At 72.5% G+C, this 18,582-nt stretch carries 14 protein-coding genes and 1 tRNA gene; 7 read left to right on the top strand and 8 right to left on the bottom strand.

What is annotated here, in order from left to right; all coding sequences use genetic code 11:
• Positions 1-87: 87 nt before the first annotated feature.
• From ACFZBU_RS31615 to ACFZBU_RS31600, 4 genes are all read right to left on the bottom strand, one after another.
• Positions 88-1,371, bottom strand: a complete 1,284-nt coding sequence (locus tag ACFZBU_RS31615; protein WP_391587117.1) for an adenylosuccinate synthetase — start codon at positions 1,369-1,371, stop codon at positions 88-90.
• Positions 1,368-2,363, bottom strand: a complete 996-nt coding sequence (locus ACFZBU_RS31610; RefSeq protein WP_391587116.1) for a hypothetical protein — start codon at positions 2,361-2,363, stop codon at positions 1,368-1,370. Before ACFZBU_RS31610 ends, ACFZBU_RS31615 begins: the two co-directional genes overlap by 4 nt.
• Before the next feature lie 124 nt (positions 2,364-2,487).
• Positions 2,488-3,720 (bottom strand): lipopolysaccharide kinase InaA family protein, encoded by a 1,233-nt coding sequence (locus ACFZBU_RS31605; RefSeq protein ID WP_391587115.1) that lies wholly within the window; start codon positions 3,718-3,720, stop codon positions 2,488-2,490.
• The gene (locus ACFZBU_RS31600; RefSeq protein ID WP_391587114.1) at positions 3,717-4,571 is read right to left on the bottom strand and encodes an NUDIX domain-containing protein; all 855 of its coding nucleotides are present in this window, start codon (positions 4,569-4,571) and stop codon (positions 3,717-3,719) included. Before ACFZBU_RS31600 ends, ACFZBU_RS31605 begins: the two co-directional genes overlap by 4 nt.
• 288 nt (positions 4,572-4,859) lie before the next feature.
• Between ACFZBU_RS31600 and ACFZBU_RS31595 the strand changes: the two genes are divergently transcribed.
• Both ACFZBU_RS31595 and ACFZBU_RS31590 read left to right on the top strand, forming a co-directional pair.
• Positions 4,860-5,657, top strand: a complete 798-nt coding sequence (locus tag ACFZBU_RS31595) for an STM4013/SEN3800 family hydrolase (protein ID WP_391587158.1) — start codon at positions 4,860-4,862, stop codon at positions 5,655-5,657.
• Positions 5,658-5,742: 85 nt separating this feature from the next.
• Positions 5,743-5,818, top strand: a tRNA-Thr gene (locus ACFZBU_RS31590).
• A 135-nt stretch (positions 5,819-5,953) separates the two neighbouring features.
• Here ACFZBU_RS31590 and ACFZBU_RS31585 read toward each other — a convergent pair.
• Positions 5,954-6,808 (bottom strand): ADP-ribosylglycohydrolase family protein, encoded by an 855-nt coding sequence (locus ACFZBU_RS31585; RefSeq protein WP_391587113.1) that lies wholly within the window; start codon positions 6,806-6,808, stop codon positions 5,954-5,956.
• Between the two features lie 545 nt (positions 6,809-7,353).
• Between ACFZBU_RS31585 and ACFZBU_RS31580 the strand changes: the two genes are divergently transcribed.
• The 5 genes from ACFZBU_RS31580 to ACFZBU_RS31560 all read left to right on the top strand — a co-directional run bounded on the left by ACFZBU_RS31580 (position 7,354) and on the right by ACFZBU_RS31560 (position 14,023).
• Positions 7,354-9,522 (top strand): putative bifunctional diguanylate cyclase/phosphodiesterase, encoded by a 2,169-nt coding sequence (locus tag ACFZBU_RS31580; protein WP_391587112.1) that lies wholly within the window; start codon positions 7,354-7,356, stop codon positions 9,520-9,522.
• A gap of 391 nt (positions 9,523-9,913) precedes the next feature.
• Positions 9,914-11,170: a sensor histidine kinase gene (locus ACFZBU_RS31575; protein ID WP_391587157.1), complete on the top strand. Its 1,257-nt coding sequence runs from the start codon at positions 9,914-9,916 to the stop codon at positions 11,168-11,170.
• Positions 11,167-11,835, top strand: a complete 669-nt coding sequence (locus ACFZBU_RS31570) for a response regulator (RefSeq protein ID WP_391587111.1) — start codon at positions 11,167-11,169, stop codon at positions 11,833-11,835. Before ACFZBU_RS31575 ends, ACFZBU_RS31570 begins: the two co-directional genes overlap by 4 nt.
• 168 nt (positions 11,836-12,003) lie before the next feature.
• The gene (locus ACFZBU_RS31565) at positions 12,004-12,330 is read left to right on the top strand and encodes a hypothetical protein (protein ID WP_391587110.1); all 327 of its coding nucleotides are present in this window, start codon (positions 12,004-12,006) and stop codon (positions 12,328-12,330) included.
• 115 nt (positions 12,331-12,445) lie between these two features.
• Positions 12,446-14,023: a DUF6745 domain-containing protein gene (locus ACFZBU_RS31560; protein WP_391587109.1), complete on the top strand. Its 1,578-nt coding sequence runs from the start codon at positions 12,446-12,448 to the stop codon at positions 14,021-14,023.
• 158 nt (positions 14,024-14,181) lie between these two features.
• Here ACFZBU_RS31560 and ACFZBU_RS31555 read toward each other — a convergent pair whose 3' ends face one another.
• From ACFZBU_RS31555 to ACFZBU_RS31545, 3 genes are all read right to left on the bottom strand, one after another.
• On the bottom strand, positions 14,182-15,744 hold the full coding sequence (locus tag ACFZBU_RS31555) for an AMP-binding protein (RefSeq protein WP_391587108.1): 1,563 nt from the start codon (positions 15,742-15,744) through the stop codon (positions 14,182-14,184).
• Between the two features lie 157 nt (positions 15,745-15,901).
• Complete coding sequence (locus ACFZBU_RS31550; protein ID WP_391587107.1) at positions 15,902-17,167, bottom strand: alpha/beta hydrolase; 1,266 nt, start codon at positions 17,165-17,167, stop codon at positions 15,902-15,904.
• A gap of 248 nt (positions 17,168-17,415) precedes the next feature.
• A complete protein-coding gene (locus tag ACFZBU_RS31545) occupies positions 17,416-18,582 on the bottom strand; it encodes an acyl-CoA dehydrogenase family protein (protein ID WP_391587106.1) in 1,167 nt (388 codons plus the stop codon).

The following is an 18,582-nucleotide window of genomic DNA, read 5'->3' as shown; positions in this document are numbered from 1 at the left end:
CCACCGACCCGGCCCCGATTCCTCGACGCCTCGCGAAGCACTCCTCGGAGCGCTCCTCGAATCGCTCTTCGAGTCACCCTCGGACCGCTATGTTACCGGAGAGTAATAGGAGCCTAGTACGGGCTGCTCGCACTTGTCACCGGTGCGCGGACCGAACGAGAGCAAGGTCACCGGGGCACCCAGCTCGGCGGCGACGAATTCCGGCCACCGTGTGGGCTCCGGCGCCGGCCGCAACACCGGCCGCGCGGCGAACATGTGCCCGGTCAGCCGCTCGGCATGCGCCAGGTCGGGCGCCGGGCCCACCGAGGGCTCGACGCCCTCGTACGACCCCGCCACCGCCGCACCCGCCCGCCCGAGTACGTCCGCGTGGGTGAGCGCGAGCCCGTGCACTCCCCCGCACACCGCGACCGCGTACCGATGCGCCGGCACGTCGAAGTGTCCGACCCGGAACGCGCCCTGCCAGCGCCCGGTCCCGTTGTGCGGGTCCGGCAGCGCGGCGGTCAGCGCCGCGTCCTCGGTGGGCAGCGGCCCGGCACCGTGCCGGGTCGTGTAGGTGCGCAGCACGCCGAGCCGGTACAGCTCCTCGCCCGCCTCGGCGGCCAGCGTCTCGGCGTTCGCGAAGGTCGTGGTCGACCACGTCGTGTACGGATGGAATCCGTGCCACTCGTCCAGCAGCACGCCCTGCGCACCCTCGAAGACCACCGGTCCACCGCGCAGCAGCTCGCGCGCGTACGCGCGATCCACCATCCGCACGGCCCGTCCGAAGCCCAGGAACGCCTCCACGCAGGCCGATACGTCCGGACCCAGGGGTGTCCCGAATTCGACGCTCAGCGCGTCCCGTACGGCCGTCAACCGGCGGCGCAGCAGCCCCGGCGAGGCGCAGTCCCCCACCCGCGGCGCGTCCTGCGGGTGGGCCAGCGCGAACGCCGCCGTCTCGCCCACCCCCATCCCGCACGACCCGTGCCGCGCCGCGCCGCGCGCCAGCTCCCGGGCCCGGTTGGCCGCCGCGTGGTACGGCGTGGTCAACAGCGCCTCCCGGTCCACGGTGAGCAGCGCGAGCGGCTCGGGCACGCCGAGCGCGCGCAGGTGCTCGGCCTCGGCGGCCAGCGCGAGCGGGTCCACCAGCATGAACCTGGACAGATGGGTGCGGGTGCCCGGGGTGAAGGTGCCCGAGCCGAACTGGGCGAACGTGTGGTGCCGCCCGTCGTCGGTGACCACGTTGTGCGCGGCCTGCGCGCCACCGTTGAAGCGCACCACGGCGTGCACCGGCCGCCCCTCCTCGCGCGCTCGCGCGCACAGCCGGTCCACCGTGGTGCCCTTGCCCGCGTCGCCGAACCCCAGGTCGACGACCGCGATATGACGTGCCGTCACAGACGCGTGGTGCCCGCGTCGCCGGCGCCGTCCAGTCCGGGCAGCGAGCCGGAGACGGCCACCGCGCCGCCGGTGCGGGCGTAGGAGGCGAGCGCCTTGGACACGTTGGCGACCTGCGCCGTGGCGCCGACCTCGCGCAGGTGCTCCAGGCCCTCGTCCAGGTCGATCGCGTCCTCGGCGAGGCCGATGGTCAGCGCGATCGTCTCGCAGACGCCGTCCGGGTCGTCGAGTTCGATCACGTTCTGCCGCAGCAGGCCCTTCCACTCGCCGAGCACCTCCGTGTCGCCCACGTACGACGAGCCCGCCGGGAGGATGTAGTAGACCTCGTACATGCGCTGGAGTTCGGCCAAAATCCGCTCGATCGGGATGTCCTCGGCGAGGTCGTCGCCGATGAACTCCTTCACCTCGGCCCGGCGCACCCTGCGGTAGGGCATCTCGTCGCCGATCACGAACAGGTAGCCGCGCTTGCCGCGTTTCTCGTGACAGTCGATCGAGGTGTGCCGGGCCATGAAGTACAGGGCCAGTTCGTACGATTCGCGCTTCTGCCCGCCGCCGCCACCCTCCAGGAGGATGTTGCCGAGCTGGTCGTCCATCCGGTTGTCCGACTCGAACTGGCCTATCTGCAACGGGACTCGGTCGCAGGTGGCGTCGCCGATCGCGCCGAACATGATCTGCGGGTCCTGCACGTAGCCCTTGCGCAGCAGCAGGCCGAACAGCTCGGGCAGCTTGGTCTGCAGGGTCTGCGGGACCTGCAACATCGAACCGGTCACGTCGAACAGCACCGAGATGGCCAGCGACGTGGGGTGCTCGTCGCTGTCCCGGCTCTCCCGCACACCCGCCAGGCGCGGGTCCAGGTCGTCGTGCGCCTTCCAGGCGCTGCGCGGCGTGCTGCGCTTGGTGACGTGGTCGTAGTGGAACGCGCTGCGGCCCGAGGCCGCGTTGTAGCTCTGTGCCGCGTCGTAGACGTTGGTGGACCAGTTGCCACTGCCCATGGTGCTCACTCCCCGATCGATCAAGGCGTTGGGATCTGTGCGCGCGAGGTCGGCCGGAGGGCCGGCCGCGCGCCGTGCGGAATCGACCGGACTCCGCGCGGTGCGAAGTCGGGTCGAGTCTGCGTCATACCGAATCGACCGGCCGGTTCCGGTCGCGGCGCTGGTCGCCGGTGCGGACGGGGCCGGTGCCGGCCGCCGGGTCCTTGCTCTCGCGGCGCGTGGGCATCGCGAACGGCCGGAAGCGGCGCGGGCCGTAGAGCTTGCCGAGCAGTTCGTCCAGCTCGCCGAGCAGCTTCCAGGCGTCGTGCGGACGCCGGGCGGGAGCGGGCAGCGAGCAGCCCCGGGCGAAGCGCAGCAGCGGCTTGGGCGCGTCCGCGGCGAGCAGGTCGGTGATGCACCGGGTCGCCATGTACACGTCGGCGGCGGTCTCCGGCGGCTGCTTGCCGGGGATCTCCGGCGGATACAGGTCCGCATGCCGGTCGATCATCGCCGGCACGTGCTCGACCGCCTTGGCGCGCAGGACCGCCTCCGGCCGGTCGGCGTCGCCCGGTCCGTCGAGCAGCACCGAGTAGCACCAGTCGACCAGGACCAGGCCGTGGTCGCGCGGGTGGATCAGCACGTGGTCGGGGGTGATCGCGCCGTGCACGACGCCGGCCCGGTGCGCGTACCCGATCGCGACCAGCAGGCGACGCCACATCCAGGCCACGTCGCGCGCGTCCAGGCCGTCCGGATACGCCTCGCGCACCTCGGTCAACGAGCGGAAACCGCGCACCCGTTCGATGACGTTGGCACGCCGTTCGACGCCGCTCTCGGCGTCCCGGTGCCGAAACGTCTCGATCAGCCGGGGCACGTAGTTCGCGTACTCGGGATCGCCCTCACGGGCGATCCGCTCCAGCGCGGTGGCCTCGCGCTCCATCAGGTCGTTGTCGCTCACCGACCGCGGCAGCTTGAGCAACGCCCGCGCCTCGCCGTCGTCCTCGGCCCGGTAGCCGACCTTGTACAGCGTGGCTATGTCGCCCCGAGCGCGCTCCTCGCCGACCGAGTAGACCCGGCGCTTGGTGGTGATCACCACCTGACGGCCGGTCACGCCGGTGATGTCCTGCTGATAGCGGTTCCACAGCTCGCCCAGGTCGGTGAACGCGCGGGCGGCCTCGGCCCGGCGGTCGGCGGGCGCGGTGTCCGGGTGGAGCAGCCGGGCGAGTTGTCGATAGGTGCGGTTGCCGGCCCGCAGACAGGCCTCCGGGGTGCCGTCGTAGGGCCCGAAGACGCCTTGCGGGTCCGGCGCCTCGCTCAGCAGGTCGAGCGCGGCCGTGAAGGTCGTGGGGGTGGTCGAGGTGGTGCCGGGCGTCCTTGTCATCGGGAGTCCTCCTCCGGGGACGGGCGCAGCAGCGCCGGGTGCAGCAGACGTGCGGGGCCCGCGCGGTACAGCCGGGCGCGGCGACCGCCGCGAGCCCCGCCGCGCGCGGTGGTGGCGCCGGTGTCCTCGACGAAGCCGGGCACCGACAGCACCTTGCGGTGGAAATTGCCGGCGTGCATGGGCTGTCCCCACACCGCCTGGTAGACCTCGCGCAGTTCGGTGACGGTGAACTCCTCACCCGCGAACGCGGTGGCCAGTGGCGAGTATTCGAGTTTGGCGCGGGCGCGCTCCAGGCCGTCGGCGAGGATGCGCGCGTGGTCGAAGGCCAGCGTGTCCGGATCGACCTCGGCGACCGGCACCCACAGCGCGTGGGCGGCGTCGCCGCCGGCGGTCGGATCGGGCAGGTCCGGCGCGAAGGCCAGGTGGGCGACCGAGACGATCCGCATCCGCGGATCGCGCCCGGGCGCACCGTAGGTGCCCAGTTGTTCGAGGTGCACCCGGGCCGGCCGGGCGCCGGCGGCGAGCCCGGTCTCCTCGGCCAGTTCGCGCTCGGCGGCCTCGCCCAGGTCTTCCTCCCGTCGGGTGCCGTCCGCGCCGACCACCGGCCGCACGAAGCCGCCGGGCAGCGCGAGCCGCCCGGCGAAGGGCATCTCGCCGCGCCGCACGAGCAGCACGTGCAGCGCCTTGGCCGGATCCTCGCCGGTACCGTCCGGCTCGGCGCCCGCCCGACGGGCGCCGCCGAGCGGGCGGATCGTCAGCGCGACGATGTCGACGGTCACCGCGATCGGATCCCAGGCCCTGGGGTCGTAGGACGCGAGCCAGTCGCGTTCGGTGGTGGCGGTGTCGGCCATGTCGCACTTCCCTCCGATGTGCCCGCTGCGATGCAGGTCCGACGCAGCCCCGGCGGTTCACGTTCCCGACACCGACTCGACGGTTGTTCTCCGGTTGAGATGTTCTTACGTTGAGAACAACATACACCGCGACCCGAACACCGGCGAGGGGGTTATCCCTCGAAGAGTCGCCTCCCTCTGGTAGGCATGGGCGATCCATTCGCCGCCCGCGTGCGGGCCACCGGCGGCGGCCCCGAACACCCGAGCAGATGCGGAGAAGGTGGCATGTCCGATATGACCGGTCCCGACATGAACGCCGTCGTGGGCGAGCAGGACCTACTGCTCGTCACGCTCGACGCGCTGCGCTACGACGTGGCCGTCGAACTCGCCGCCGCCGGCCGGCTGCCCAACCTCTCCCGGGTCCTGCCCGAGGGCGGCTGGCAGCGCCGCTACACCCCGGCCAACCTCGCCTTCGCCGCGCACACCGCGTTCCTGGCGGGCTATCTGCCCACCCCGGAGGGCCCCGGCCCGCACCCGCGCCTGTTCGCCGCCCGGCTCGGCGACACCGAGTCCACGAACGCGCACACATGGCTGTTCGACACCCCGGACCTGCCCAGCGCGCTGACCAAGGCGGGTTACCACACCGCCTGCATCGGCGGGGTCGGCTGCTTCGACAAGCAGGGCGCGCTCGACTCGGTGCTGCCGGGGATGTTCGCCGAGAGCCACTGGGACCCCGAACTCGGCGTCACCTCACCGATCTCGTTCGAGGCCCAGGTCGCCCGCGCCGAACTGGTGGTCGGCGGCCTGGACCCGGACCGCCGGCTCTTCCTGCTCGTCGACGTCGCCGCCATCGGCCGGCCGAACTGGTTCCACACCCCGGGCGCCACCGCCGCCGACGGCGACAACCGCGACACCCACGCCGCCGCACTGGAGTACGTGGACCGGCACATCGGCCGGCTGTTTCGCGCGATGAGCTGCCGCAGGCCCTGCTTCGCGATCGTCACCGGCGACCACGGCACCGCCTACGACGAACGCGCGCAGGCCGCCCGCGAGGTGGAGTGGACCGTCCCGTACGCACACTTCACGATGAACCCCGGCGAGTGGTGAGCGCCGCCCGGTGAGGGCGCCCCGGAGCCGCTCGTGGATCAAGTTGGCGAACCGAACGCGGATCCGGTAAGTTTTCGCCGCGCAGGCCCCAATAGCTCAGTCGGTAGAGCGTCTCCATGGTAAGGAGAAGGTCTACGGTTCGATTCCGTATTGGGGCTCCAGGCAAAGCGAGAGGCCCCCCGGTTCGCCGGGGGGCCTCTCGTGTTTCGCCGGTCCACCCCTCGGGGCGTCCGGGCCGGATCTTTCGCCGACCTTTCACCGGCGCGCGACCGCGAAGCGGCCGCCGAACGGCGGGCTCAGCCGAACCGGGCCGTCAATCGCGCGTCCAGGCCCGCGAGATGGTCCCGCCCGTACGGGCCGTTCTCCAGGCCCGCCAGCAGGGCGGGCGGCAGGTCCTGGGTGTACTGCGCCGAGCAACTCGCCGCCGCGAGCGCGATGGTGGCCACCGTGTCCACGTCGCCGGTGTACGCCACGCATGCCTTCAGCAACGCGGCCGTGCCGGTGTGCGCGGCCAGTGCGGTGATCGCCGCGCGGGTGCTGTCCATGCCCGGCGAGCCGACCTTGCCGCGCCACGGCTGCGCCCACACGGCCGGGCCCGTCGAGGCCGGCAGCGTCGCCACCAGCCACATCGGCAGCTCGGCGACCGGGCCCAGGTCGTACCGGCAGTAGTGCACCGCGAGCGCCGCCGCGGTCGCCGAGGTCATCCCGCCGAGCGTGCGGTGGGTGATCCGGGCCTGGAGCGCGGCCGTGCGGCGCACGTCGGCGAGATCCGGCAGCAGGCCCAGCACACCCGCACGCATCGCCGCGCCGCTCTTGTCGCTCTCCGGCCGCAACACCTCCAGCAGCTCCGTGCCGTCGGCGACTTCCTCCAATACGCCCCGAAATCCCCGCGCGTATCCGGCGCGCGCGTCGCGCTTGTACGCCCGCACGAACAGGTCCGCGAGCGCCGGTATCCCGTGATCGTCACCGAGCAACCATTCGGCGACCGCGATACTCATCTGCGTGTCGTCGGTGTATCGGCCGGGCAGCACGTCACGATGACGAGGATGCTGCACATAACCGGCGAGTGTGTTGCCTCGCACGACGAACGCTCGATCCGCGTACTCGAACCCGGCTCCGTACGCGTCCGCGACCGCGAGTTCGACCAACATCGAGACCACACCCTCCCCTCGGGCGGTCCGCCGTTCACCCGCGGCGACGACGCCCCACCTCGCCGACTCAAGCCGGTAGAGCGTACCGTTGCCCGGGGGCGGCAACCTGATGGTCCGTCAGTCGTCGCGTGGGGAGCCCTGCGTGCGCCGGAGCGCGAGGGCGTACGCCACAATTCGGTACGGACCCGCGCGCACCACCTGTCCCTCTCCGGAGTGATGCTCCTCGCGCCGTGTCCAACTACAAGACGTTTCCGCGCCGCGGCGGATACCGTCAACGATGATCACGCGATCGTCGGGACACACCGGAGGTACCAACCGGCTCGTCCGAACGGGTGATAACGGGTGATGTGGCTCGTTCACACGGCCGCTGGGGATTGCGGCCGGCTCGTCCGAGCGGCGACCGCACCGACATTGCGCGGTGGCGGATCGCCCCCGAGGAGGAAAGGTGGGGCGGTGGATCGACCATCGTGGGCGCCGGGCACAGCGTGGGTCCAGGCGTGCCGGGGGGACGGCATGTGCGCCCGGACCACCGTGGGGAGCGCAGGGTGAACGGCGGTACGGACGACGCGCGGGCCGACGGGGCCGGGGCGTCGCTGAGCCGATTCGCCCGCGACTGGGCCCGCACCATCGAGGGCACCAGTTTCGTCCCGTTGAGCGGTGCCGAGATCGAGCAATACCTGCGCGAGCAGGCCTTGCGCCTGGCGCAGGCGCTGCGCACCGAGCCGTTCGACCCGGCCATCGCGCGCGAGGTCGGCGCGTCCCTCGTCGGCGAACACTTCACCGGCAGCGGCACGCTGGAGCGCACGCTGGGACTGGTCGGCCCGTGGTGGCCCATCCTGTGTCGCGAAGCGGTCGGCCGCGGCGAGGACCCCGACGCATACCTGGAGCGGATCGCCGCGCTGATGGGCGCCCTCGCCGCGGGCTACGCGGAGGCGCTGCGCCGGCGCACTCTGGACGAGCAGGAGGCCATCCACGCCGCCGTCCTGGTCGCCCGGGACAGCGCCGAGCACGCACTGCACACGAGTGAAGCGCGCTTTCGGGCGGTTTTCGATCAGGCCGCTATCGGCATCGGGATCGGCGACGTCGACGGCAACGTGATCGACGTCAACCAGGCGATGACCACGATGTTCGCGGCCAGCGTCGAGGAGATGTGCAAGCGGCAGGTCCGCGACTTCATGCACGACGGCGACACCGACCACATGTGGAAGCTCTACGACGAGTTGATCACCGGCGAACGCGACCACTTCGCCCTGGAGAAGCAGTTCGAGAAGGCCGACGGCGAGACGCTGTGGACACACCTGTCGTTGTCCCTGGTCCGCGACTCCAAGGGCAACCCCGAGTACCAGGTCTGCATGCTGGAGGACGTCACCGACCGGCATCGCCTGCACACCCGCCTGCGCCATCAGGCGATGCACGACCAGCTCACCGGGCTGCCCAACCGGGCGCTGTTCGTCGAGCGGCTGACCGCGGCGTTCGAACACCCGGGCCCCGGTGACCGGGTCGGCCTGTGCTACCTGGACCTGGACGGGTTCAAGGTGGTCAACGACAGCCTCGGGCACGACGTGGGCGACCAGTTGCTGGTCGCGGTCGCCCGACGGCTGAGCCGCTACGCGGGCCAGGCCGGGCACCTGATGGCCCGGATGGGCGGCGACGAGTTCGTCATCCTGGTCGAGCACTCCACCGGCACCGGACAGGTCGTGGCGCTGGCGGACGGCGTGTTCGCCGCACTGCGCGAGCCGTTCCGGATCCGCGGCCACGACCTGACGGTGACCGCCAGCATCGGCATCGTCGAGCGGCCGGTGGCCGGCACCAGCCCGGCGGACACGCTGCGTGCGGCCGACATAACGCTCTACTGGGCCAAATCCGACGGACGCGGGCGCTGGACGGTGTTCGACACCGACCGCAACGACCGCGAGGTGGCCCGCTACACGCTGTCCGCGGAGATGCCCGCCGCACTGCACCACGGCGAGTTCTACGTCGACTACCAGCCACTCGTCTCGCTCGCCGACGGCGGTGTGCTCGGCGTCGAGGCGCTGGTGCGCTGGCGCCATCCGCGCAACGGCCTGGTCGGCCCGGACCGCTTCATCGGCCTGGCCGAGGAGACCGGGCTGATCGTGCCGCTGGGCATGCACGTGCTGGAGCAGGCCTGCCGCGAGGCGCGCCGCTGGCAGGACCTGGAGCCGGACGGCGCGCCGTTCATCAGCGTCAACCTGGCCGAACGCCAGTGCCGCGAACCGGGCCTGGTCCGCCAGGTGGAGCGGGTGCTGGCGGAGACGGGTCTGGACCCGGGCCGGCTGCAATTCGAGCTGACCGAGAGTCAGATCATGTCCACCGACGGTGGCCCGCTGGAGCGACTGCGCGAACTGGCCGCGATGGGTATCCGGATCGCGATCGACGACTTCGGCACCGGCTACTCGAACCTGGCCTATCTGCGCCGACTGCCGGTCTGCGAGCTGAAGATCGCCGGCTCCTTCGTCGAGGGCCTGCGCCAACCCGGCGACTCCGACCCGGTGGACGGCCGGATCGTGGCCTCGCTGGTCGAACTGGCGCACGCAATCGGGCTGACGGTGACCGCCGAGGGCATCGAGACGGCGGTGCAGGCGGAGCGGCTGCGGGCGATCGGCTGCGACGCCGGGCAGGGCTGGTACTTCTCCCGGCCCGGGCCGCCGGATCGCATCGAGGGCATGTTGGCGGGGGTCAAGGAACGCAGTTGACGGTGGGGGGCACGCCGGCCGGCTCGACCGGCGGCCCCTGTCGGCGGTGCGGTGTGGGCCGGCGGGCGGGCGGTTGCCGGGCGCGGGTCGGGCTGCCCCGGGTGACGGGTGCGGGTCGGGCCGCTCCGGTGGGGCGCGCGAGTCGGGCCGCGCGGGTGAAGTGCGCCCGGTCGGGCCGCTCGGACGGGGCGGGTGCGGGTGGCGCGCGCGGGTCGGCGGCCTGATACCCGTAGTACTTCGGAGCCACGCGGCGGGTGAGCCCCCGGGCGGGACGTCGGCGGGTGGGGGCGGCGCCTAGCGTCGGTGCCGGGGGCGCGCTCGGGGCCCGCCCGGACGGCGGAGGTGCGGCGTGCCTAGGGTTGATCTTGTGCGGGGGGAGAGTGGGGGCCGGATCGGGGGCGTGGCGGGCGCGGTGGCGCGCACGCTGCGTACGGACCTGTGGACGGCCACGCCCGACCCGCTTCCGCGCGGCTGGCGGGACTGGCAGCCCGCGTCCGCGGTGTTGTTGGTCGTCCTCGCCGTCCCGGTCGGGGTGATCAACATCAACCAGTTGATCTGGCAGTACGGCCTGGGCCTCTGGGCCGGCGTACTGCTCGGCGCGATCGCGCCGGTGGCGGTCGTGGCCGCGATGTTCCGGCCGGTGCAGGCCTGGTGGGCGGTGACCGCGGCGATGGCCGTGGTCGCGTTGGTGGCGAACCCGCACAGCCCGCAGATGTTCCCGTGGACCGGAGCGGGGATCGTGCTGCACGCCGCCGCGGTGTTCCTGGTCGCGCTGCGGGCGCGGCCGCGCGTCACGGTCGAGGTGCTGGCGCTCAGCGTGCTGGTCGGGCTGCTGGTCCACGTCGCGTTCCTCTCCCCCATGCACAACCTCGACCTGTATTCGGCCGGGCTGACCCTGACCGTGGCCGCGGTGGTCGGCGCCTCGCTGCGCGGGCGGCGGCAGGCCCGGACCGAGTTGGTGGTCCAGGCCGAAATCACCGCCGAGGAACGGGCCCGGCGCACGCTGCTGGAGGAACGCACCCGGATCGCCCGCGAGTTGCACGACGTCGTCGCACACCACATGTCGGTGATCTCGATCCAGGCCCAGGTCGCGCCGCATCTGGTGGACAACCCGTCCGACGCGCTCAAGGAGAACCTGACCGGCATCCGGGCGAACGCGATCGACGCGCTCGTCGAACTGCGCCGGGTGCTGGGCGTGCTGCGCTCCGAGGACGAGCTGTCCGATGCCACGCGACACACGCCGCAGCCCACCCTGGACCGGCTGGACGAGTTGGTCGACAACGTGCGCGGCGCGGGTCTGCGGGTCGACACCCGGATCATTGGCGAGCGACGGGCACTGCCGCCCGGGGTCGAGTTGTCCGCGTTCCGGATCGTGCAGGAGGCGCTCAGCAACGTGTTGCGGCACGCGCCGGGAGCGGCGACTCGGGTGGAGCTGGGATATCAGGCGACCGGCCTGGCCATCCGGATCGCCAACACCGCGACCGAACCGGCCGGCCGGCCCGATCGGCCGACCCCGCCGGGCGGCGGACACGGGGTGCTCGGGATGCGCGAGCGAGTCGCCATGCTGGGCGGCGAGTTCGCCGACGGGCCGATTCCCGGCGGCGGTTACGAGGTAGTGGCAAGACTTCCGTTGGAGGACGATTCGTGACCATCCGGGTGTTGATCGCCGACGACCAGGTGATGGTCCGGCAGGGCTTCACCGTACTGCTCAACGCGGAGCCCGACATCGAGGTGGTCGGTCAGGCCGTGGACGGCCTCGACGCGGTCGAACAGGTGGCCGAACTGGCGCCCGACGTGGTGCTGATGGACGTCCGGATGCCTCGGCTCGGCGGCATCGAGGCCACCGGGCGGATCACCGGCTCCGCCGACGCGGTGGCCAAGGTGCTCGTGCTGACCACGTTCGACCTGGACGAATACGTGTACGAGGCGCTGCGCGCGGGCGCGTCCGGCTTCCTGCTCAAGGACGCCTCGGCCGAGGAACTCGCCCACGCGGTACGGGTGGTGGCGGCCGGCGACGCGCTGCTCGCGCCGAACCTGACCAAGCGGCTGATCGGCGAGTTCTCCCGCCTGGCCGGCGCCCCGCGGGCCCCGCTCAAGGACCGCGTCGGCGACCTCACCGAACGCGAGACCGAGGTCCTGTCCCTGATCGCCCAGGGCCTGTCCAACGCCGAGATCGCCGCCCGCCTGGTGGTGGCCGAGCAGACGGTGAAGACCCACGTCGGCCGCATCCTGGTCAAACTCGGCCTCCGCGACCGAACCCAGGCCGCGGTCTACGCCTATGAAACCGGCCTGGTGCGACCGGCGGGCTACTGAGCGTGCGACTGGAGAGGGGGCGGTGCTCGGGCCCTTCGGGGTTGCGGTGCCGACGTCGGGGGCTTGTTGGGCTTCGTGGGCGGGCGTGGGTTGTCGGTCGAGGTGGTTAGCGTGTGCGGCGGTGGAGTTGAGCCACCGTCAATTCGACTATCCCGATGGAGGTTCGCCGTGTTCCGTCAAGGCGACATCCTGTTGCAGCCGATCGGCGAGCGGGCCGTGCCGACCGGCGTCGAGGCGCTGCCGACCAAGCCCCGGGACGCGCGCGGCCGGCTGGTGCTGGCGCTCGGTGAGGCCACCGGGCACGCCCACGCGGTCGTCGGCGAGGGCACCCTCTACCTGGCCCCGGAACCGATGCTGATCGGCCACCTGCACCTGGACGAGGCCACCCGGATCGTGCACGAGGAACATGCCACGATCGACCTCCCCAAGGGCTGGTACCGCGTGGTCCGCCAACGCGAATACATCCCGGGCGCGGTCCGGATGGTCGCCGATTAGGCCGTGTTCGGCGGAACTCGGCGCGATCGTGCCGCCCGCCCGGCCGGCCGGCCCGAGCACCGGGCGTACGCATCCCGACCCGACCCGGACGCAACCGCAAGTCATGGGAGACACGATGGCCACGCCGCCCCGCAAGTTGCCCGGGATCGCGCTGCCCCGCAAGGCGCCCGCGCCGCGACCGCCGGCCCCGCCCGCCGCGCCCGCCAACCCGGCGGCCGCCGCCTGGGCGGCGCTGCGGGCCCGCGAGGCCGAGGCCGCCCGCGCGGCCGCACCGGCGCCCGCTCCCCCGCGCCCACGCGTCGCCGCCCCGACACCGGCCTCCGCTCCCGCCGGGACGGCCGCCGACTCGGCGCGGCCGGCCGCCCGAGGAGCGGCACCGATCGCCGACCGGGCGCATCGAACCCCGCTGCACGCCCCGGGCCGCGCGACCGACGAGCCCGCCCGGACGGCCTCCGAGGGCGCGCGGTCGGCCCCGGCCGGCGAGCGCAGGAGGCCCACCCCGCATCACGCCCCGGCTCCGCGGCACGCTTCCGTGCTCGGCCTGGCCGACCGGTTGGCGCTGGCCGAGGCCACCACGGACTGGGCGCACGTCGCCGCCGCCACCGGCCCCGCCGATCGACCCGCCGCCGAGGAGGCCATCCGGGCCGTGTACCGGGCCGCGGGATTGCCCGAACCGGAGCGGGTGGTCTGGTACGACTCGCCGCTCGCGGCGGCGGTGGCCGCGGCCGTGGCGGCGGGCAGTTGCAAGCCCGCCGATCTGGCCGCCACCCGGCTGTCGGTGAAGGTGCCCGGCCGCCCGGGCCGTCCCGTGCAGGAACGGCTCTGGAGCGGCCCCTGGACGGCCGCCAAGGCCGAGGCCACCGCGTTGCTGGGCCCGGCCGGCTGGGATCTGGCCTGGGCCGAGGGCGCCGATCGGCTGTGGGAGCCCACCCGGCAGCTGACCGAGCGGATCCGCGAGGCCGTGCATTCCGGCGTGGGCGCGTGGGATCCCTCCGTGCGCACCCCCGCCTCGCGCGGTCGGTGGGACGTCGCGGACAAGGTCCGCGCGACCACACACAGCGCCCTGGGCGGCCAGCACGACGCGGCCTGGCTCGCGGTCTTCGACGGGCTCAAGGAGCGCTTCCCGCAGTTCGACTTCCCGGTCCTGGCCGAACTCGGCGAGGTGGCCCGGCACATCGGCTGGTGGTGGCCGTACGAGCGGGTCGTGCTGGTCAGCGAGCGGCCCACCACGATGCACCGGGACGACCAGTCGCGGCTGCACAACGGCGACGGCCCGGCACTGACCTACGCCGACGGCTTCGCGTTGCACGCGTGGCGCGGCATGCCCGTCCCGGCCGACTTCGTCGGCGGCCTGGGCCCCGGCGGCAGCCGGCTGACCGTGCGCGCGATCCACAACGAGGACAACGCCGAACTGCGCCGGGTGATGCTGGAGATCTACGGCTACGACCGCTACCTGCGCGAGGTCGGCGCCCAGCCGCTGGACCGGGACGAGACCGGCGTGTTGTGGGAGATCGAACTCGACGACGACGAGCCGATCGTGATGGTCGAGGTGCTCAACTCCACCCCCGAACCCGACGGCAGCACCCGCACGTACTGGCTGCGCGTGCCCCCGGACACCCGAACCGCCCGCGAGGGCGTCGCCTGGACCTTCGGCCTGAGCCCGGAGAACTACCGCCCACTGCACGAGACCTGACGCCCGATCACCGCGACCGCGCCCAGCCACCGCCACCGACCCGGCACACCCGACACCACCCCCACCGGCCGCCCCTCAGTGCGGAATCGCCTGCGCGGTGAACACGCGCGGACCGTACCAAGGCGGTCACGTCGTGCGTCAAGGCGGTTTCGGGGGGCTCAGGCCGAACCCCGCGCCGCCGCCCGGTACTCGTCGACGAGCAGGCGTTTGTACAGCTTTCCGGTCGGGTGCCGCGGCAACTCGGTGCGGAAGTCCACCGAGCGGGGGCATTTGTAGTGCGCGATCCGCGCCCGGCAGTAGGCGATCAGCTCGTGTGCCAACTCCGGCCCCGCCGCGGTGCCTTCGGCCGGCTGTACGACCGCCTTGACCTGTTCGCCCAGTTCCGCGTCCGGGACACCGAACACCGCGACGTCGGCGATCGCGGGATGCAGCGCGAGCAGGTTCTCCACTTCCTGCGGATAGACGTTCACCCCGCCGCTGATGATCGTGTGTGATTGGCGGTCCGTCAGATACAGGTAGCCGTCCGCGTCCAGGTGGCCGATGTCGCCCAGGGTGGTCCACCCCCGGCCGGCCGGGTCGCGGCCGGCCTCGGTCCTGGCCGGGTCGCGGTGATACGAGAACTGCGGCCCGTCGGCGAAGTAGACGATGCCGTCCCGACCCACCGGCAGTTCGCGGCCCGCGTCGTCGCAGATGTGCGGCGTGCCCAGGATCGGCCGCCCCACCGTGCCCCGATGCGCGAGCCATTCCTCGGGGGTGCAGCCGATGTAGCCGTTGCCCTCGGTGCCGGCGTAGTACTCGTACAGCACCGGTCCCCACCAGTCCAGCATGCGTTCCTTGACCTCGGGCGGACACGGCGCGGCGGCGTGCACCGCGTAGCGCAGCGACGACAGGTCGTAGCGTTCGCGCACCTCGGCGGGCAGCTTGAGCATCCGGACGAACATCGTCGGCACCCACTGGCTGTGCGTCACCCGATGGCGTTCGATCGCGGCCAGCGCGGCCTCCGGGTCGAAGCGGTCCAGGACGACCACGGTGTGCCCGCCGCGCAGGAACTGCATGCAGTAGCGCAGCGGCGCCGCGTGGTAGAGCGGCGCGGGACACAGGTAGACGTCACCGCCCTCGCCCGAGGTGTTCATCCCGTACAGCGCACCGATCAGGTGATACAGCGTCAGGGCCGGGCCGGTGCCCAGCGGGTGGCGCGCTCGGTCGGGCAGTACGCCCTTGGGCCGGCCGGTGGTGCCGGAGGAGTAGAGCATGTCCGCGCCCTCGACCTCGGTGGCGATCGGCGTGCTCGGACAGGTGCGGACCGCCACCTCGTACGGTTCGAAACCGGGTGCCGCGCCGTCCAGCATCAGCCACCGTTCCACCCGGGGCGCCCGGTCGCGGATGGCGCTCGCCAGGGCGGCCAGCGCGGCGGAGGAGACGAACACGCGGGCTCCGCAGTTGTCCACGACGTAGGCCAGTTCGTCGGGGTGCAGCCGTACGCCCACCGGCGTGTAGATCAGCCCGGAGCGCTGCGCGGCCCACGTGAGCGCGAGGTAGAGCGGATGGTTCTCCAGCGCGATGGCGAGGTGGTCCCCCGGGCGCAGCCCGGCGTCGTACAGCAGGTGGGCGAAGCGGTTGGATTCCGCGTCCAGTTCGGCATAGCGGACGACCCGGCCGGTGCCGGCCATGATCACGGCGGGGCGGTGGGGGTGCGCGGCGGCGATGACACCGGGATGCATGGCGATCCTCGTCTCGGTGCGACGGTGTCCCGCCCCCCGAGCCGGGCGCGGGCTCCTGAGCTTCCGTTCGGATGGCGCCGCAGAAGTCTCGCACCGTACCTGCCCGTATTGAAGAGATCGACCGGGTCGGACCGGCCGCGCCGGGCGCGGCACGCCCTCAGTGCAGCGGTCGGCCGCCCGTGAAGGCCGGCCCGCGCACCTCGCCGCCCGGTGCCGTGGCCAACTCGCGCCCCAGCCACTCGAACGCGGCCGGCAGGCCCCTGGCCCAGGTGCCGAAGTTGTGCCCGCCGGACGGCTCTATCCGCACCTTCACGGTGTCCGTCGGCCGCATCTTGCGGGCGAACTCGCGCGCCTCCCGGGCCGTCTTGCCCTCACCCTTGGCCGCGAACAGGTACATCCGTACCGGCGGCCTGCGCGCGTCGTCGATGGTGTGCAGCGGGCTGTTGGCCCGGCGCAGCGCCTCGTCGCCCCGGTACAGGTCGCCGGTGGTCATGTCGGTGATCGCCTTGAAGTAGCCGGACAGGCTGGCCGCGGCGATGTAGCGGTCGGGGTGGCGCAGGGCCAGGTTCACCGAGCAGAAGCCGCCGGTGGAGTAGCCCATCAGGCCCCACCCGGCCGGCGCGGGCGCGGTGCGGAAGTTGGCCGCTATCGCGTCCGGCACGTCCTGGCCGAGATAGGTGTCGGCCCGGGCACCGCCGGGGGCGTCCACACACTCGCTGTCCCGGCCCGCGATCGGGTTCTGCGCGGCGATCACCACGATCGTCGGCGGCATCCGGCCCGATTCCATCAGCCCGGAGAGCATCTGGTGCACCTTCATCCGGCGCAGCCACGTGTCGGGGGTGCCGGGGAAGCCGGAGGTGAGCTGGATCACCGGGAAGCGGGCGCGGGCGTTCTCCTGGGTGAAGTAGGCGGCGGGCAGGTAGACGAAGGTGTCCAGCTTGTAGCCGGTGCGGGTGCCCTGGATGGTGGTGTTGACCAGCACCCCGTGTTTGGGGTCCGCGCCGCGCCGCCGCGGGTGCGGGGTCCTGGGCTGGTCGGTCAGCGGGGGCTTGGTGACCATGAACGGCAGGCCCTTGCCGTTGTCGTCGGAGAACGGGACGGCCGGCCTGGGGTCGAGGTGCTTGACCTTGACGGTGGACACCGGCACGTCCGGCACCGGCGGCCCGTCCGCGATGTGCATCAGGTCGGACAGGGTCGAGTAGAAGTACATCTGCGCGTTGACCGCGGCCAGGATGGTGAAGGTGACCATGAGCTGGGTGAACAGCAGCGTGCAGATCCGGCGGGTGCGTTGGAGCGTGGGGCGGTTCCAGAACCAGATGGTGGCGAAGGCGGTACCGGCGGTGGCCACAGCCATGCCTATGACGAACCACACGCTCGTGATGTCCACGTCCCAGAAGGGGCGCCCCGCCAATACTTGATCCACGCTCCCACTGCCTTCTTCGCCGGGCCGACCGATGGCGCCGGTCCCGGCGAGCACCCGCACAGTCGCGCCGGGAGCGGAGCAGCCTGCCTGTCTATTTTGTGCCCGGCCACATCCTGCCGCGTCGATCCCGAGTCCCGAACCGGGTCATTCACAAGTCGCACGCGAGCGGGCCGAGTCCTCCGTGGTCACAGGGGTGAGGGGTACGCGCGTAGGGGGTGACCACCGCGAACCCCCCTCATACGGGGCGATCAGTACGAACGCGGCAATCCGAGGGTGTGCTGCGCCACGTGATTGAGGATCATCTCCCGGCTCACCGGCGCGATCCGCAGTGTCCGGGCCATGCCCCACAGCGGGACCAGGCCGTAGTCGCGGCTCATGCCGTTGCCGCCGTGGGTCTGGATGGCGGCGTCCACCGCGTGGATGGCGGCCTCGGCGGCGGCGTACTTGGCCATGTTGGCGGCCTCCCCGGCGGCCTTGGCCATCGCCGCGCCCGCGTCGTGCAGCCGGGCGGCCCGGGCCGTCATCAACGCGGCCAGTTCGACCTCGATGGCGGCCTCGGCGAGCGGGTGGGCGATCGCCTGGTGGGTGCCGATCGGGCGGCCCCACACCTCGCGGGTGCGGGCGTAGTCGACGGCGCGGGCGAGCGCGTACCGGGCGATGCCCACTCCCAGTGCCGCGCCGGTCACCCGCTCCGGGTTGAGGCCGTGGAAGACCTGGCGCAGCCCGTCGCCCTCGGTGCCGATCAACCGGTCGGCGGGCACCGGTACGTCGTCGAAGAAGAGCGTGAACTGCCGCTCGGGTGCCGAGCCTTCGATCGCCAGCGGGGTTGCGCTCAGCCGCGGGTCGGCGGCGTCGACCAGGAACAGCGAGAGCCGGCCGCGACCGGAGCCGGGGTCGGTGCCGGTGCGGGCGACCACCAGGATGGCGTCGGCCTCGTCGACTCCGGAGATGAACTGCTTGGTGCCGCGCAACAACCAGCGGTCGCCGTCCCGGGTGGCCGTGGTGGCCAGGCGGTGGGTGTTGGAGCCGGCGTCCGGTTCGGTGATCGCGAACACGATCTTGCCCAGGCCCGCCGCCAGGCGCGGCAGCCAGGTGCTCTTCTGCTCGGCGGTGCCGAACCGGGTGAGCACCTCGCCGGCGATCGCGCCGGAGACCAGGAGCAGCAGCAACGGGCAGCCGTGCGCGGCCACCTCTTCGCACACGATCGCCAGTTCCACCAGGCCGCCACCGCCACCGCCGTACTCCTCGGGCAGATTGACGCCGATGTAGCCGTGTCTGCCGAGCGCCTGCCACAACTCGGTGGTGGGTGTGCGGTCGCGGCTGTGCTCGGCGAAGTAGCCGGGGCCGAATCCGTCGGTGATCGCGCCCACCGCCGCGCGCAGGGCTCGGTGTTCGTCGCTCTCCTCGAAGTGCAT

This window comes from Embleya sp. NPDC008237 (assembly GCF_042956465.1).
Classification (GTDB): domain Bacteria; phylum Actinomycetota; class Actinomycetes; order Streptomycetales; family Streptomycetaceae; genus Embleya.
Note: the sequence above shows the minus strand (reverse complement) of the source record. Positions and strands in the feature narration are given on the sequence as shown.